Genomic DNA, 14,921 nt, shown 5'->3' with positions numbered 1-14,921 from the left:
TCGTGGAAGCCCGACACTGGCTAAGAAGCGAGTGGCCCAACGGTCGGAACTCAGTCGCAGGGTCAGTGCACTCGCCGCTACCGTGCCCCCATGCCCCTGAACAACACCGAAGACGACAACTCCGGCGCCAACCCCCGATTCGCCGAAGCGCTACGGGAGTTGGGGCTCGGGGAGTTGCTCGGTAGTGTCCGGCGCTTTCCGGACGCCACCCGTACCGCAGCCGAGGCCGCCGCAGCGATCGGGTGTGAGTTGAGTGAGATCTGCAAGTCGTTGATCTTCGCGGCGGACGGGGTTCCGGTACTGGTGCTGATGGACGGGGCGTCGCGGGTGGACGTGGAGCGGGTCCGGCAAGAACTCGGTGTCGAGAAGGTCACGCGGGCCAAGGCGGACGTCGTACGGGAGACGACCGGGTATGCCATTGGAGGCGTGCCGCCTTTTGGGCACCGTACGCAGACCCGTGTGCTCGCCGATCGTTCGCTGCTCGCGCATGACGTCGTGTGGGCCGCCGCGGGCAATCCGCATGCCGTGTTTCCCATGGAGCCCAAGGAACTCGTCGCGCAGGCCGGTGCCACCCTGGTGGACGTGCGCGAGCAGTCCTCGTGACTCCGGAGGTCGTCGCCGCGGTCCTGCTGGCCGCCGTCACCCACGCCGGTTGGAACGCCCTCGCGCACCGCATCACGGACAAGCTGGTCGGCTTCACGCTGATCGCGGGCGGCGGCGCGCTGATCGGGTTCGCGGCGGTGCCGTTCGCCGCGTTTCCGGCGGCTGAGGCGTGGCCGTATCTGATCGTGTCGGGTGTCATCCACGTCGTGTACTTCGTGCTGCTGATGAAGTCCTTCCGGCTGGGGGACTTCGGGCAGGCGTACCCCATCGCGCGCGGCACCGCGCCCCTCATCGTGACCGTCCTCGCCGCCGTCTTCGCCCACGAGGTGCCGAACGCCTGGGCCGCCGCCGGCATCGCCCTGTCGTGCACGGGCCTGACCGGCGTCGCCCTGTGGGGAATGCGCGGGCGGCGGCCCAACTGGGCCGCGATCGGGGCCGCGTTGGCGACGGGGGTGTCGATCGCCGCGTACACCGTCGTGGACGGGCTGGGCGTGCGCGCCTCGGGGTCCTCGCTCGGGTACATCGCCTGGCTGGTGGCGATCGAGGGGCTGGCTGTTCCGGCGTACGCGCTGCATCGCTGGCGGGGTCAATTCCTCGTGAAGCTACGGCCGTTCGCCGCCGTCGGCTTCGTCGGCGCGGCCCTGTCCGTGATCGCGTACGGCCTCGTCCTGTGGGCCCAGACCCGCGCCGAACTCGCCCCCGTCGCCGCCCTGCGCGAGTCGTCGATCATCGTCGGCGCGGCCATCGGAGCCGTCTTCTTCAAGGAACGCTTCGGAGCCCCGCGTATCGCCGCGGCCGGACTGCTGGTCATCGGCATCGGGCTCATGCTGCGGGCCGGTTAGGACTCTGCCGTGGGCTTGTCGGCGCGGATGATGGCCGAGTGCATGCCGTCGGCGACCGAGTGGGTCGGGGTGATCTCGATGTTCGTGAAGCCGGCTGCCGTGAGTCCTTGGTTGTATTCGGTGAAGGACAGGGCTCCGGCGATGCAGCCGACGTAGTCTCCGCGCTCCGCCCGCTGGGTGGTGGTGAGGTTGTCGTCGGCGACCACGTCGGAGACGCCGATGCGGCCGCCTGGGCGCAGGACGCGGAAGGTTTCGGTGAAGACGGTCGGCTTGTCGGTGGACAGGTTGATCACGCAGTTGGAGATCACGACGTCGATGGTGTTCGCGGGCAGTGGGATCGCCTCGATGGTGCCCTTGAGGAACTCCACGTTCGTCGCGCCCGCCTTGGCCGTGTTGGCCAGGGCGAGGGCGAGCATCTCCTCGGTCATGTCCAGGCCGTACGCCTTGCCGGTCGGGCCGACGCGGCGGGCGGAGAGCAGGACGTCGATGCCGCCGCCGGAGCCGAGGTCGAGCACGCGCTCGCCCTCGCGCAGTTCCGCGACGGCGCTCGGGTTGCCGCAGCCCAGCGAGGCCGCGACCGCCTCGGTGGGCAGCGCGTCGCGCTCGTCGGCGGCGTACAGGGTCGAGCCGAAGTTCTCCTCGTCGATCTCGACGGGCTGCGGTCCGCAACAGGCCGTGCCGCCCTCGGTGACCTGCACGGCTGCCGCCGCGTACCGCAGCCGGACGGTCTCGCGCAGGTCGGTGGTCGAGTGTTCGCTCATGAGTCGCTCCTCAGGTGTCTGCCGCAACCAGGTGTCCGTTGTCACCTTGCGCTCTGTATCGAAGAACGTCAACATAGAAGCATGTCGAAACAAGAGCTTGTCGGCTGCTGTCCCGGACTGGGTGCCGCGCCGCTCGACGAGGAACAGGCCGTCGACCTGGCGAAGGTCTTCAAGGCCCTCGGCGACCCGGTTCGGCTGCGGCTGCTGTCGATCATCGCCTCGCGGGGTGATGGTGGTGAGGTCTGTGTGTGTGAGCTGACCCCTGCCTTCGACCTCTCCCAGCCGACGATCTCCCATCACCTCAAGCTGCTGCGCCAGGCCGGCCTCATCGACTGCGAGCGGCGCGGGACCTGGGTGTACTACTGGGTGCTGCCCGGTGTGCTGGACCGGCTCGCCGCGTTCCTGACCACCCCGGAACCTGCCGGAGCCCGCGCGTGAACGTTCCGCTCGGTCGCCGGGTCGCCGCGGAGGCGATCGGCACCGGGCTGCTGGTCGCGGTGGTGGTCGGCTCCGGCATTCAGGCCACCGGCCTGTCGCCCGATGCCGGTGTGCGGCTGCTCGCCAACTCCCTTGCCACCGTGTTCGGCCTGGGAGTGCTGATCACGGTGTTCGGGCCGGTCTCCGGCGCGCACTTCAACCCGGTCGTCACCCTCGTCGCCTGGTTCGGCGGACGCCGCACCCCGGACGGGCTCGCCCTGCGGGACGTCGCCGCGTACGTACCCGCCCAGATCGTGGGGGCGATCGGCGGCGCGGTCCTGGCCGACGCGATGTTCGGCGAGCCGCTGGTGAAGTTCTCCACGCACGATCGTTTCGCGGGGCATCTGTGGCTGGGGGAGGTCGTCGCCACGGCCGGGCTGATTCTCCTGGTCCTCGGCCTGGGGCGGATCGGCCGTGCCGCGTCGGCCCCGGCGGCGGTGGCCTCGTACATCGGTGCCGCCTACTGGTTCACCTCCTCCACGTCGTTCGCGAACCCGGCGGTGACCATCGGGCGGGCCTTCACCGACACCTTCGCCGGGATCGCACCCGCCTCCGTCGTCCCGTTCATCGCCGCCCAACTCCTCGGCGGTGCCCTCGGACTCGGGGTCGTGGCCGTCGTCCACGGCCCGCTCGTCGCCCCGGCCCGCCACGACATCGGGACCCCGGGCAGCCGGCCCGAGCCTGAGCCCGTCACTTCCTGATCACATCTCCAGAAAGTCGCCCGCCATGAGTACGTCCCCCTCCCGCCCGTCCGTGCTGTTCGTCTGTGTGCACAACGCCGGTCGCTCCCAGATGGCCGCCGCCTTCCTCACCCACCTCGCGGGCGACCGTGTCGAGGTGCGTTCCGCCGGCTCGGCTCCCGCCGACACCGTCAACCCGGCCGTGGTCGAGGCGATGGGTGAGGTCGGTGTGGACATCGCCGCCGAGGTTCCGAAGGTCCTCACGGTGGAGGCCGTACAGGCGTCCGACGTCGTGATCACCATGGGGTGCGGCGACGCCTGCCCCGTCTTCCCCGGCAAGCGGTACCTCGACTGGCAGCTCGACGACCCCGCGGGGCAGGGCGTCGCGGCCGTACGTCCGATCCGGGACGCGATCGAGACGCGTGTCCGTGCGCTGATCTCGGAAGTCGCGCCCGCCTGACGCCGACTCCGGTCAGCCGTGCGGGAGCCGTTCGTGCCGTGTACCGGGCTGATGCCGCGGGCGGGTTGACCGTTCCTTCACTCGGCTTGCCGACGACTTGACGATCCGTTCCATGGGCGTTCAGACGGCTGTCTGTGTGTGTGATGTGTGGTGCCCCTAGGGTCCCTGAGGATTCGGGAGAGAAGGGGCTCATGGAGACACTCCACGCGGTCCGGGCCGGAGGGATCACCAAGTGCTTCGGCGAGGTCGTCGCGCTCGACGGTGTCGACCTGGATGTGACACAGGGTCAGATTCATGGTCTGGTCGGGCCGAACGGGGCCGGCAAGACCACCTTGCTCGGTCTGCTGCTGGGGCTGGCCGTCGCCGACAGTGGGCGCCTGGAGATCCTGGGCACGCGGGTCGGGCGGGCGTTCGCCGCCCCCGACGGTGTCGCCGGGTTCGTGGACGGCCCCGGTCTCTACCCCTCGCTCACCGCCCGGCAGAACCTCGCCGCGCTGGCCGCGTTGCGCGGCCATGACGCGCGGACGGCGGGAATCGACGACGTGCTCCATCAGGTCGGGCTCACCGATGTCGCCGACGACCGGGCCCGCGGGTTCTCGCTCGGGATGCGCCAGCGGCTCGGGCTCGCCGCCGCCCTGCTCACCAAGCCCCGGCTGCTCGTGCTCGACGAACCGTCCAACGGCCTTGATCCGGCGGGCAGGAGACAGGTGCACGGGGTGCTCAGCAGACTCGCCGCCGACGGAACCGGCGTGGTGCTCTCCAGTCATCGTATGGACGACCTGGAGGCGCTCTGCTCCGAGGTCACCATCCTCGCCACCGGACGGGTCGTCTTCTCCGGCCCGTTGAGCAAGCTGGCCGCCGAGAGCCGTGAACTCGACTACCGGTTGCGGACGTCCGACGTGCGGGCCGCGCGCGTGCTTGCCGCCGAGACCGGCGGGGTCCGGGTCGTCGACGACACGGTGACACACCACGACACCGAGGTGTTCGTCGTCCGCGCGCTGACACCCGCCCTCGACGACCTGGTGGCCGGGCTCGTGCGGTCGGGCATCGCGGTACGTGAACTCGCCCCCGTGGTATCGCCGTTGGAGGCCGCGTTCCTCGCGCTCACCGATCAGGAACAGCAGCAGGAGGCCGGCCGATGACCGTGACCGCCGTCGCCGAACCCGCAGCCGTGGTCCGTCGCGTCTCCGTCGCACGCGGCTACCGCTTCGAACTCGTCAAGCTGGTCTCGCAGTGGCGGATCCGACTGCTGGTCCTCGCCTGTTGGGTCGCGCCCGCGCTCTTCGTCGCCGGGGTGAGCCAGCAGGACACGCTTCCCTCGGACACTCTCTTCGGCCGCTGGATGCACGCCACGGGGTGGGCCGGGCCGTTGGTCATGCTGGGTTTCGCGGGCAGTTGGGCGCTCCCGCTGCTGACCTCGCTCGTCGCCGGTGACGTGTTCGCGGCCGAGGACCGGCTCGGCACCTGGCGGCATCTGCTGGTTGCGGTCCGTTCGCCCGCGCGGATCTTCGTGGCGAAGGCGCTGGCCAGCGTCACCGTCATCCTCGCGCTGGTGGCGGGGCTGGCCGTCTCCAGTACGGTCGGCGGGCTCCTGGCCGTCGGCAACCAGCCGCTGGTCGGCCTCGACGGCCACCTGCTCGCGCCGGGGGACGCGGCCGGCCGGGTCCTGCTCGCCTGGCTCTGCGCCCTCGCGCCGACCCTGGCCCTCGCCGCGATCGGACTCCTCGGGTCGGTCGCGCTGGGGCGGTCCTCGATGGGGCTGCTGCTGCCCGTGCTGGTCGCGCTCGCGATGCAGGTCGCCCAGATGCTGCCACTGCCCGTCGCCGTGCGCCTCGCCCTGCCCGGCTACGCCTTCATCGCCTGGAACGGCCTGTTCACCAGCCCGGCCCAGCTCGCCCCGCTCCTGACCGGCGTCGCGGTCGGCCTGGCGTGGGCCGTACTCGCGACCGCGCTGGCCTATGTGCTGTTCGTACGGCGCGACTTCACCAACCCGGCCTACGACGGGTCCGGGCGCCGCGCGATCACCTTCGGGCTGCTGCCGCTGGCCGCGCTGACCGCCGTCACCGTCGGGGCGGTCGCCGTGTCGACGCCGTCGATGGGCTCCGGGATCGAGCAGGCGAAGGTGCAGAAGTCCCTCGCGACGGTGTTCGCCCATCTCTATCGCCTGCAGACGCGGCAACTCCACCGGCCCGCCGTCACCGAGGCCCAGTCGCGGACCACGGCGGCGTGCACCAAGAGCGACGGCCAGGCCGCCCAGGAGGGCGCGGGCAACGACTGGCGTTGCGTCGTGAGCTGGCATCTCCCCGGGGTCGCGGTCACCGGGACGGCGATCTACCAGCTCGACATCACCTCGGACGGGCGGTTCGTGGCGGACGGCGACGGTCCCAAGGAGGTCAACGGCTACTTCCTGGTGCGGACTTCGACCGGTGACGCCCCGAATCCGCTGTGGCAGTTCGACGGCAACGTCGAGCTGCTCGACACCCACTGAAGGGAACAGTTCCGTGCAGGTAATCCGCCAGCGTCGGATCAGCGAGAAGAAACAGGTCAACCTCTTCGGCAGACACGTCGGCCGCCGGGCACTGCTGGTGACGACGGGTATCGCCGTCGCCCTCGGTGTCACGGGCACGGCGGTCGCCTCGACATACCAGTTCGGCACCCAACAGGTCGGCCAGACCACCGCCAACGGCCAGGTCATCTCCAGCGACCAGTACATCAAGCCGTACGGCAGCCGCACCGTCATCAACGACGGCAAGATCATGTCGTCCACGGTCAGCCCGGACGGCACCCGCCTCGCCGCCTCGATCGCCGACGGCGACGCCTCTCTGGTGGTCATGGACCTGGCTACCGGTCAGATCAAGCAGAAGATCGGCACCAGCACGGCGGACGACCTGCGCATCAGCAGCGGCGCCGTCGGCCAGGAGGGCCCGACCTACTCGCCCGACGGCAAGCAGCTATGGCTGGGTCAGGCCAACGGCTACACCAAGTTCACCGTCAACGCCGACGGTACCCTCTCCACCCCCACGGCCGTCCCGATCGCGGCCGACGGCGCCAAGCAGGCACTGGTGGGCGCGGCCGTGTTCTCCGCCGACGGCTCCACCGTGTACTCCGCGGTCAACGGCCAGAACAAGGTGGTCGCCATCGACGCGGCCACCGGAACCATCAAGCAGACCTGGTCAGTTGGCACCGCCCCGCGCGGAATCGCCCTGGTCGGCGGCACGTTGTACGTCAGCAACGAGGGCGGGCGCCCGGCGAGGGCCGGCGACACCACCATCAACTCCTACGGCACCGACGTGCCGGCGAACCCCAAGACGGGCGCCAGCACCACCGGCACGGTCAGCGTCATCGACACCGCCGACCCGTCGGCCGCCGTGGGCACCATCGCCGTAGGACTGCACCCGACCGCCGTGTACGCCAAGAAGGGCGCGGTGTTCGTCACCAACACCGCCGACAACAGCGTGTCGGTCATCGACACCCGCAAGGACAAGGTCGTCCAGACCATCGCCACCCAGCCGTGGCCCGAGGCGTCCGTCGGCTACGAGCCGAACGCGGTGACCCTCACCGACGACGGCCGGCTGCTGGTCACGCTCGGCCGCGCCAACGCCGTCGCCGTCTACCGCTACAGCTCCCCGCAGCAGCCCGCCCGCTACGTCGGCCTGCTCCCCACCGACTACTTCCCCTCGGGGATCACGGCCATCGGCAAGCAGGTCGTCGTCGCCAACACCCGTGGCGTGGACGCGCTCCGCCCCGACGCCGCCGGCCACAACACGCACGACACGACATCGAGCCTGACCCGGTTCACACTGCCGAGCGACCTCGTCGTCAGGACGCAGACGGCCAAGGTCTTCAAGCAGAACGGCTGGACGCCCGGCTCGGTCACCACGGCCAAGGGCAAGAGCTACGCGAAGGCAGTCCCGGTCCCCGCCCGCCTCGGCGACCCCTCGACGATCAAGCACGTCTTCCTGCTCGTCAAGGAGAACCGCACCTACGACCAGGTCTTCGGTGACATACCGCAGGGCAACGGCAACGCCTCGCTCACCCAGTTCGGCGAGAACGTGACGCCCAACCAGCACGCGCTGGCCGAGCAGTTCGGGCTCTACGACAACTTCTACGACATCGGCACCAACTCCGCCGAGGGCCACAACTGGCTGATGCAGTCGGACAATCCGGAGTACACGGAGTCCTCGGCCGGCGAGTACACGCGCAGCTACGACACCGAGAACGACGTCCTCGGCCACCAGAAGTCCGGGTTCATCTGGACCGGTGCGCAGGCGGCCGGGAAGACCGTCAAGGACTTCGGCGAGTTCCAGTCGCTGGAGACCAAGCCGGCCGGCGCGACCTGGCAGAACCTGTACTGCGACAGCAAGAACATGGCCGCGACGGGAGCTGGGACCGCCTATCCGATCAAGACGGGTTCGGCGATCCCCTCCCTCAACGACGTGTCGGTGCAGGGCTTCCCGCTGTTCGACCTGGACGTCCCGGACATCTACAAAGAGCAGATCTGGAAGCAGGACTTCGAGAAGAACGGCCCGGCGAACCTGAACATGTTCTGGTTCTCCAACGACCACACCGGCGGCCCGGCGAACGCCGCCGCCGAGGTCGCCGACAACGACCTCGCGGTCGGCAGGATGGTCGACGAGATCACCCACAGCAAGGACTGGAAGGACTCGGCGATCTTCGTCGTCGAGGACGACTCCCAGGCGGGCCTCGACCACGTCGACGGCCACCGCGCCCCGGTCCAGGTCATCAGCCCGTACGCCAACCGCAGCACGGTCGACGACCACTACTACTCGCAGATCACCATGGTCCGCACGATCGAGCAGATCCTCGGCATCCACCCGATGAACCAGCTCGACAGCGCGGCCACGCCGATGTACGGCGCGTTCACGAGCAAGGCCGACAACACCCCGTTCACCGCGGTCCCCAACCGCACCTCCCTCACCCTCGGCGTGAGCCCCCAGCCGTCCTGCGGCTCGGACACCCCGGCGGCCCAGAACACCTTGGCCGCACCCGCGCCGACGACGGTCTCGGTCCCGGCGGCCGAGAAGACGCTCGCGGCCCAGTGGAAGACGTGGGCCTCCCACCAGCGCCTCACGGGCCCGAACGCGGTCCCCGACTACGCCAACCCCACCCAGATGAACCGCTACACCTGGTACCAGACCCACAACTGGACCAAGCCCTACCCCGGCGACAGCAAGATCTACGCACCGGACGACGTACCGGGCGCCTACCTCCCGTCGCCGGAGTCCGACGGCTGACCGGAGCCCCCACGCGTCAACGGTCCCTGGCCGGCGCCACCGCCGGTCAGGGGCGTACGGCCACCGCGTCCACCTCGAACAGCATCCCGGGCAGCGCGAGCGACGCGACCCCGCTCAGCGTCTGGGCCGGCAGACGGTCCCCGAAGTGGGCGTGCAGCGCCTTGCCCAGGGTCTCCAGCTTGGTGAGGTCGTGGTCGACGACGAACGTGCCCAGCCGCACCACGTGCTCGAAGCCGAGGCCCACTCCGGCCAGGGCCGACCGGAGCCGGGCGAAGGCCACGTCCACCTGCACCGCGAAGTCGCCCGGCACCGGTGTGCCCGTCTCGTCGGACGCGTACTGGCCGGCGATGAAGACGAGTTCACCGGGTGCCGACACGGCATGGCTGTACCCGAAGGGGGTGGGGTCGTGAAGCGCAGGCGGGTTGGTGATCGTGCGCCCGTCAGCGGCGTCGTTCGTGAGGGTCATGGTCGGGCAACCTCCCGAACACTCCGCCCATTCCGTCCTCAGCCGACAGACACCCCCAGCGAGCCGACTCCGGACAGGTCATGCGCCCTGACGCTGTTGCGATCCGTGGCCGCCCGTCCCAGCGCATGGTGCGGCCACAACCCCCCGGCCACCCGCCGCGACCGCTCGCCCCACTCCCGCGCCTCGATACCGCCGGCCTTGTAGTGGTTGAGGGCGTAACCCCCCGAGTGGACGCGCAGCAGCAGAAAACCCCCGGGATAGTCCTTCGCGGCGGTCACCTCCTGCTGAACGACATGCGGCGCCCGCACCAGCGGCGTCCGCTTGTTGCGGTGGGTGTGCCCCGCGTGATGGAGAAAGACCCCCGGCGCCGAGGCATACGCGTCGACGATCGCCCGAGCCTGCCGCCGATCGAGCTGCTGCCCCCGGGTCACCGGGAACACGGAGTCCCGTACCGTCAGCGGATGGTGGCCGAAGACGACGGTCGGCCGATCCGGTTCGGCCCTGAGCCGGCCCCGGAACCAGGACAACTGCTCCTCACCGAGCCCACCCGCGTCACCCCCGTTGCCGGCCTTGGCGTACGTGTCGAGCCCGATGATCCGCAGCCCGCCGAGATCATGCGCGAAGCAGCCGGGCCCGTCGCCGCCGCCGAAGCCTTCCCGGAACCCCTCCCGGAACGTGTCGGCGGAGCCCCCCGCACGGTCGTGGTTGCCGCGTACGACGAAGTAGTCCCGGCCGAGCGTGCCGAAGCCGTCCAGGATGCGTCTGGCCTCGGCCAGGTCCCGCGGCGCCCCGCCCGCAGAGATGTCCCCGGCGGCGAGCAGGACGTCCGCCCCGCGCCGCTTGGCCTCCTCGACCAGGGCCCGGGTCATGAGCTCCGGATAGGCGGCGAGGCCCGCCGCCTGCGACACCCCGCGCAGCAGGGGGAAGCCCGCCATCAGGCCCGCGGTGGTCTCGCCTAGGTGCAGGTCGTTGCAGAGGGCGATCGACAGCAGGTGCCTGCCGGGCGGGGGCTGGGGCGTGGTGAAGGAGTACGTGCCGGTCAGGGAGCCGAGGCCGTGCCGCGAGGTGCCGACGGCGTTCCCGCGCACGTGCTGCAACGGCGTCGGTACGGCCGTCACGCCCCCGGAGCGCGCCCGGTAGTAGTACGTCTGCCCGGGTTCCAGGCCGGTCAGCTCCACCTGGTGGTGCGCGGTGGGCCGGTCCTCGGCCGCGGTGCGGTTGAGCCGGGCCGGGTGGGTGCCGTAGACGACCTCGCCCTCGGTGACCGCGGGGAGCGGGTGGCCGAAACCGTCGTCGGTGCCGGGGATCCGGGTGTGCCAGGTGATGATGGCGCTGTCCTCGGTGAGGGTGACCAACTCCAGGTGTACGGCGGCCAGTTGGCGGTATTTGCCGCGTGGGGAACCGCCGTGGGCGGCACGCAGCAGTGCCGGGGCGAGGAGTGCGCCGGAGCGCAGGACGTCGTACGGAGTGGGGAGCGCGGCGAGGGCCGCGAGGGGAGCCGAGATGCAGCAGCGCATACCCCATTGTTGCCCCAGGGTCGTGAACGCCGGCCGTGGCGCCGACAGCCTTAGCCGTACCAGTGCGCTACGACAGGGCGGTGCGCACCGCTCTGACCAGGGCCTGCGCCCGTGGATCAGCCGTCACGCTCTTGCGGAACGAATTCGTCACATACCCGAACGCGATGCCCGACGCCGGGTCGGCGAAGCCCAGTGCGCCGCCCCGGCCCGGGTGGCCGAAGGAGCCGTCCGAGAGGAGCGGGGACGCGCTGCCGTGCAGCATGTAGCCCAGGCCGAAACGGGTGCTCACCACCAGGACGCGGTCCGGGCCCGACGAGCGTTCCGTGCGGGCCGGCTCGACCGTCCCGGGCGCGAACAGCCTTGTGCCGCCGTCGAGTTCGCCGATCAGCGACGCGTAGAAACGGGCCAGTCCGTCCGCCGTCGCGATGCCGTTCGACGCGGGGAGTACGGCGGCCCGGTACGCCGGGTCGTTCTCGTCCGGCATCGGGGTGATCGCCGCGAACGCGCGCCGGGTGAGGGAGCCGGGGTCCGCGTACGCCTCGGAGACCGACCGCTTGGGGCGCACACGGAGGGCCCCCGCGTCCGCCGCCGGTGCCTCCGACTGCGCCACCCGGCCCACCCGAGCGGCCTCGCCGGCGGGCAGACCCACCCACAGGTCCGCCCCGACCGGCCCGGCGATCTCGTCCGCGATCCACTCGCCGATCGACCGGCCCGTCACCCGGCGGACCAGTTCACCGGTCAGCCAGCTGTACGTCTGCGCGTGATACCCGTGGTCCGTGCCCGGCTCCCACGCCGGTGCCTGCGCCGCGACGGCCTCCGCGCCCCGCACCGGATCGGCGGCCTGCGCCGGGGTCAACGGGCGGTCCAGCACCGGCACGCCCGCGCGGTGGGCGAGGAGATGCCACACCAGGGTCCGCTCCTTGCCGGCCGCCTTGTACTCGGGCCAGTACTCGCCCACCGGAGCGTCCAGGTCCAGCTCCCCGCGCTCCGCCAGCAGAAGCAGCGCGGCGGCCGCCACGCCCTTCGTCGCCGAGCGGACGATCTGGGCCGTGTCCCGCTGCCAGGGCGCGGTGCCGTCCACGTCCTTCGTGCCCGCCCAGAGGTCCACGACCCGGTGCCCGTCGCGGTACACCGTCACCGCCGCGCCCCGGTCCCCGCGTGCCTCGAAGTTCCCCACGAACGCGTCCCTGACCGGCTCGAAGCCCTCGGCCACCACGCCGTTCACGTCCACGTCCGCGCTCCTCGTTCCGCTCTACGGCCTCTCTCTCAACCAAGCAGGATCGTCACGTCGATGTTCCCGCGCGTCGCGTTCGAGTACGGGCAGACCTCGTGCGCCGCGTCCACGAGCTTCGCCGCGATGCCCGGGTCGAGGATCGGCAGGGACACGCTCAGGGCGACCGCGAGGCCGTAGCCGCGCTGCTTGTTGGGGCCGATGCCGACCTTCGCGGCGACCGTGGAACCGGTCAGGTCGAAGCCCGCCCTGCGGCCGACCAGGACCAGCGCGTTGTGGAAGCAGGAGCTGTAGCCGGCCGCGAAGAGCTGCTCGGGGTTGGTGCCGTTGCCGTCGCCGCCGAGCGCCGGGGGCATCGCGACCTGGAGGGCGAGCTGGCCGTCCTGGCTGCTGACGTAACCGTCACGGCCGCCGTGGGCGGTGGCCTCGGCGACGTACATGATCTTCGTCGGGCGGGTGTCGACGGCGGTGGCAGCGGTGTCGTCGGTCATGGCGGGACCTCCCCCGGGGCGGAAATACGAGAGCGCGCAACTACATCGTGCACAAGATACTGACCGGTAGTGCGCCTGTACCTACCAGGGGGTAGGAACCGTCGGTAACCCGAGGTCAGCAGGTCAGCGGGCCCGTTCCGCCGCCGCCTCCGCGCGCTCCGCCAACTGCCACAGCTCCCCGCGCAGACGGGCCACCTCCGGCAGCTCCAGCTCCGTCGCCGCCAGCAGCGCGCCCGGCACGCGGGCCGCCCGCTCCCTGAGGGCCCTGCCGCGCTCCGTGCACGCGACCAGCACCGAGCGCTCGTCGTGTGCCGCGCGCTCGCGGTGGACGAGCCCCGCCGCCTCCAGGCGCTTCAGCAACGGCGACACCGTGCCGTAGTCGAGGCGCAGGGCGTTCGCGAGATCCTTGACCGTGCTCTCGCCGCGCTCCCACAGGACGAGGAGGACGAGGTACTGCGGGTAGGTCAGCTCCAGCTCCTCCAGGAGGGGGCGGTACGCGGCCGTCAGCGCCCGCTGGGCCGCGTACAGCGCGAAGCACAACTGCTCGTCCAGGAGCAGCGACCCGGCAACGACCGTATGGTCCTCGTTCTTCACGCGCCCATTGTCACGGACCGCGGGTCGAACCCGAAGGGCAGCTCCAGTCGATGGGCCCGCATCAGGGCTTCGTCGGAGAGGAGTTCGCCGGTCCTCCCGTCCGCCGCGATCACCCCTTCGCTCAGGATCAGCGCGCGCGGGCACAGCTCCAGCGCGTACGGCAGGTCGTGCGTGACCATGAGGACCGTCACGTCCAACGACCGCAGGATGTCGGCCAGTTCGCGACGCGAGGCGGGGTCGAGGTTCGAGGAGGGCTCGTCGAGGACGAGGATCTCCGGCTCCATCGCCAGCACCGTCGCCACCGCCACCCTGCGCCGCTGCCCGAAGGAGAGGTGGTGCGGGGGCCGGTCCGCGAAGTCCGCCATGCCGACCGACTCCAGTGCCGTACGCACCCGTTGCTCCAGCTCGGCGCCCTTCATCCCGGCCGCCGCCGGGCCGAACGCCACGTCCTCCCGGACCGTCGGCATGAAGAGCTGGTCGTCCGGGTCCTGGAAGACGATCCCGACCCGGCGCCTGATCTCCGCCATGTGCCGCTTGCCGACCGGGAGTCCGGCCACCGTCACCGTGCCCGCGCCGCCCGTGAGGATGCCGTTCAGGTGCAGGACGAGGGTGGTCTTGCCGGCGCCGTTCGGGCCGAGCAGGGCGACCCGTTCGCCGCGCGCGACGGTGAAGTCGACGCCGAACAGGGCCTGATGGCCGTCGGGGTAGGCGAAGGCCAGCCCGGACACGTCCAGAGAGAAGGTCGTCACAGGGTCCATCCCAACAGGCATACGACAAGGGCGGCGGACGGGAGTGCGAGAGCGTACGACCACTGCGCCCGGTCCGCGGTCACCTCGTCGATCACCGGCATCGAACCGGCGTATCCCCGGCTCACCATGGCCAGATGGACCCGCTCCCCGCGTTCGTAGGAGCGGATGAACAGCGCGCCCGCCGACTTCGCGAGCACACCCCAGTGCCGGATGCCCCGGGCCTCGAAACCCCGTGACTCGCGGGCGATCCGCATCCGCCGCATCTCGTCCGTGATGACATCGCCGTAGCGGATCATGAAGGACGCGATCTGCACGAGGAGGGGCGGGAGCTTCAACCGCTGGAGTCCGAGCAGGAGTTCGCGCAGTTCGGTGGTGGCGGCGAGGAGGACGGAGGCGGCCACGCCCAGGGTGCCCTTGGCGAGGACGTTCCAGGCGCCCCAGAGGCCGTTCACGCTCAACTGCACGCCCAGGAAGGTCACTTGGTCGCCCTCCGCCACGAAGGGCATCAGCACCGCGAAGGCGACGAAGGGGACCTCGATCAGCAGGCGGCGGAGGAGGAAGACGGCGGGTACGCGGGCCGCGTACGCCACCAGCCCCAGCAGCACGGCGTAGAGGCCGAACGCCCACATCGCCTCGCGCGGGGTCGACACGACGATCACCACGAAGGCGAAGACGGCGGCCAGTTTGGTGTGCGGGGGCAGGGCGTGGACGGGGGAGTGGCCGTGCCGGTAGAGCCGGTGTGCTCCCCCACTCTCGGCTCCGCTCGAGCGGGAGGTACCCCCATCCGCGCCCATC

At 70.8% G+C, this 14,921-nt stretch carries 16 protein-coding genes; 8 read left to right on the top strand and 8 right to left on the bottom strand.

The features are described from left to right. Positions 1-90: 90 nt before the first annotated feature. On the top strand, positions 91-603 hold the full coding sequence (locus OG223_RS22450) for a YbaK/EbsC family protein (protein WP_329251438.1): 513 nt from the start codon (positions 91-93) through the stop codon (positions 601-603). Continuing rightward, positions 600-1,445 (top strand): EamA family transporter, encoded by an 846-nt coding sequence (locus OG223_RS22445; RefSeq protein WP_329251435.1) that lies wholly within the window; start codon positions 600-602, stop codon positions 1,443-1,445. The genes OG223_RS22450 and OG223_RS22445 overlap by 4 nt, the downstream gene beginning before the upstream one ends. Here OG223_RS22445 and arsM read toward each other — a convergent pair. Beyond that, positions 1,442-2,206 carry an arsenite methyltransferase gene (gene arsM / locus OG223_RS22440; protein ID WP_329251432.1) on the bottom strand — a complete coding sequence of 255 codons (765 nt, stop codon included), beginning with the start codon at positions 2,204-2,206 and terminating at the stop codon, positions 1,442-1,444. The two genes, OG223_RS22445 and arsM, sit on opposite strands and share 4 nt — an antisense overlap. Before the next feature lie 81 nt (positions 2,207-2,287). Between arsM and OG223_RS22435 the strand changes: the two genes are divergently transcribed. From OG223_RS22435 to OG223_RS22410, 6 genes are all read left to right on the top strand, one after another. Continuing rightward, positions 2,288-2,644, top strand: a complete 357-nt coding sequence (locus OG223_RS22435) for an ArsR/SmtB family transcription factor (RefSeq protein ID WP_329251429.1) — start codon at positions 2,288-2,290, stop codon at positions 2,642-2,644. After that, positions 2,641-3,384 carry an aquaporin gene (locus tag OG223_RS22430; RefSeq protein ID WP_329251426.1) on the top strand — a complete coding sequence of 248 codons (744 nt, stop codon included), beginning with the start codon at positions 2,641-2,643 and terminating at the stop codon, positions 3,382-3,384. The genes OG223_RS22435 and OG223_RS22430 overlap by 4 nt, the downstream gene beginning before the upstream one ends. Positions 3,385-3,409: 25 nt before the next feature. Beyond that, positions 3,410-3,823, top strand: coding sequence for an arsenate reductase ArsC (locus OG223_RS22425; RefSeq protein ID WP_329251423.1), 414 nt, complete (start codon positions 3,410-3,412; stop codon positions 3,821-3,823). A 191-nt stretch (positions 3,824-4,014) separates the two neighbouring features. Beyond that, entirely contained in the window at positions 4,015-4,965 is a 951-nt protein-coding gene (locus OG223_RS22420) for an ABC transporter ATP-binding protein (protein ID WP_329251421.1), read from the top strand. Next, positions 4,962-6,311, top strand: a complete 1,350-nt coding sequence (locus OG223_RS22415; RefSeq protein WP_329251419.1) for an ABC transporter permease — start codon at positions 4,962-4,964, stop codon at positions 6,309-6,311. The genes OG223_RS22420 and OG223_RS22415 overlap by 4 nt, the downstream gene beginning before the upstream one ends. A gap of 13 nt (positions 6,312-6,324) precedes the next feature. Continuing rightward, positions 6,325-9,078: a phosphoesterase gene (locus OG223_RS22410; RefSeq protein ID WP_329251417.1), complete on the top strand. Its 2,754-nt coding sequence runs from the start codon at positions 6,325-6,327 to the stop codon at positions 9,076-9,078. Positions 9,079-9,124: 46 nt separating this feature from the next. Here the strand turns inward: OG223_RS22410 and OG223_RS22405 are convergent, their stop codons facing one another. From OG223_RS22405 to cbiQ, 7 genes are all read right to left on the bottom strand, one after another. Next, positions 9,125-9,544, bottom strand: a complete 420-nt coding sequence (locus OG223_RS22405) for a RidA family protein (RefSeq protein WP_329251414.1) — start codon at positions 9,542-9,544, stop codon at positions 9,125-9,127. A gap of 38 nt (positions 9,545-9,582) precedes the next feature. Beyond that, a complete protein-coding gene (locus tag OG223_RS22400) occupies positions 9,583-11,061 on the bottom strand; it encodes a metallophosphoesterase family protein (protein ID WP_329251411.1) in 1,479 nt (492 codons plus the stop codon). A gap of 67 nt (positions 11,062-11,128) precedes the next feature. Next, a complete protein-coding gene (locus tag OG223_RS22395) occupies positions 11,129-12,292 on the bottom strand; it encodes a serine hydrolase domain-containing protein (RefSeq protein WP_329251408.1) in 1,164 nt (387 codons plus the stop codon). Between the two features lie 35 nt (positions 12,293-12,327). After that, positions 12,328-12,783: an organic hydroperoxide resistance protein gene (locus OG223_RS22390; protein WP_329251405.1), complete on the bottom strand. Its 456-nt coding sequence runs from the start codon at positions 12,781-12,783 to the stop codon at positions 12,328-12,330. A gap of 123 nt (positions 12,784-12,906) precedes the next feature. Beyond that, positions 12,907-13,377 carry a MarR family winged helix-turn-helix transcriptional regulator gene (locus OG223_RS22385; RefSeq protein WP_329251403.1) on the bottom strand — a complete coding sequence of 157 codons (471 nt, stop codon included), beginning with the start codon at positions 13,375-13,377 and terminating at the stop codon, positions 12,907-12,909. Next, positions 13,374-14,135 carry an energy-coupling factor ABC transporter ATP-binding protein gene (locus tag OG223_RS22380; protein WP_329251399.1) on the bottom strand — a complete coding sequence of 254 codons (762 nt, stop codon included), beginning with the start codon at positions 14,133-14,135 and terminating at the stop codon, positions 13,374-13,376. The genes OG223_RS22385 and OG223_RS22380 overlap by 4 nt, the downstream gene beginning before the upstream one ends. Beyond that, complete coding sequence (gene cbiQ / locus OG223_RS22375) at positions 14,123-14,920, bottom strand: cobalt ECF transporter T component CbiQ (RefSeq protein WP_329251397.1); 798 nt, start codon at positions 14,918-14,920, stop codon at positions 14,123-14,125. Before cbiQ ends, OG223_RS22380 begins: the two co-directional genes overlap by 13 nt. Position 14,921 lies beyond the last annotated feature (1 nt).

The sequence above is a fragment of the Streptomyces sp. NBC_01478 genome (assembly GCF_036227225.1).
Taxonomy (GTDB): Bacteria; Actinomycetota; Actinomycetes; order Streptomycetales; family Streptomycetaceae; genus Streptomyces.
The sequence above is the reverse complement of the archived record's forward strand: the minus strand, read 5'-3'. Positions and strand labels throughout refer to the sequence as shown.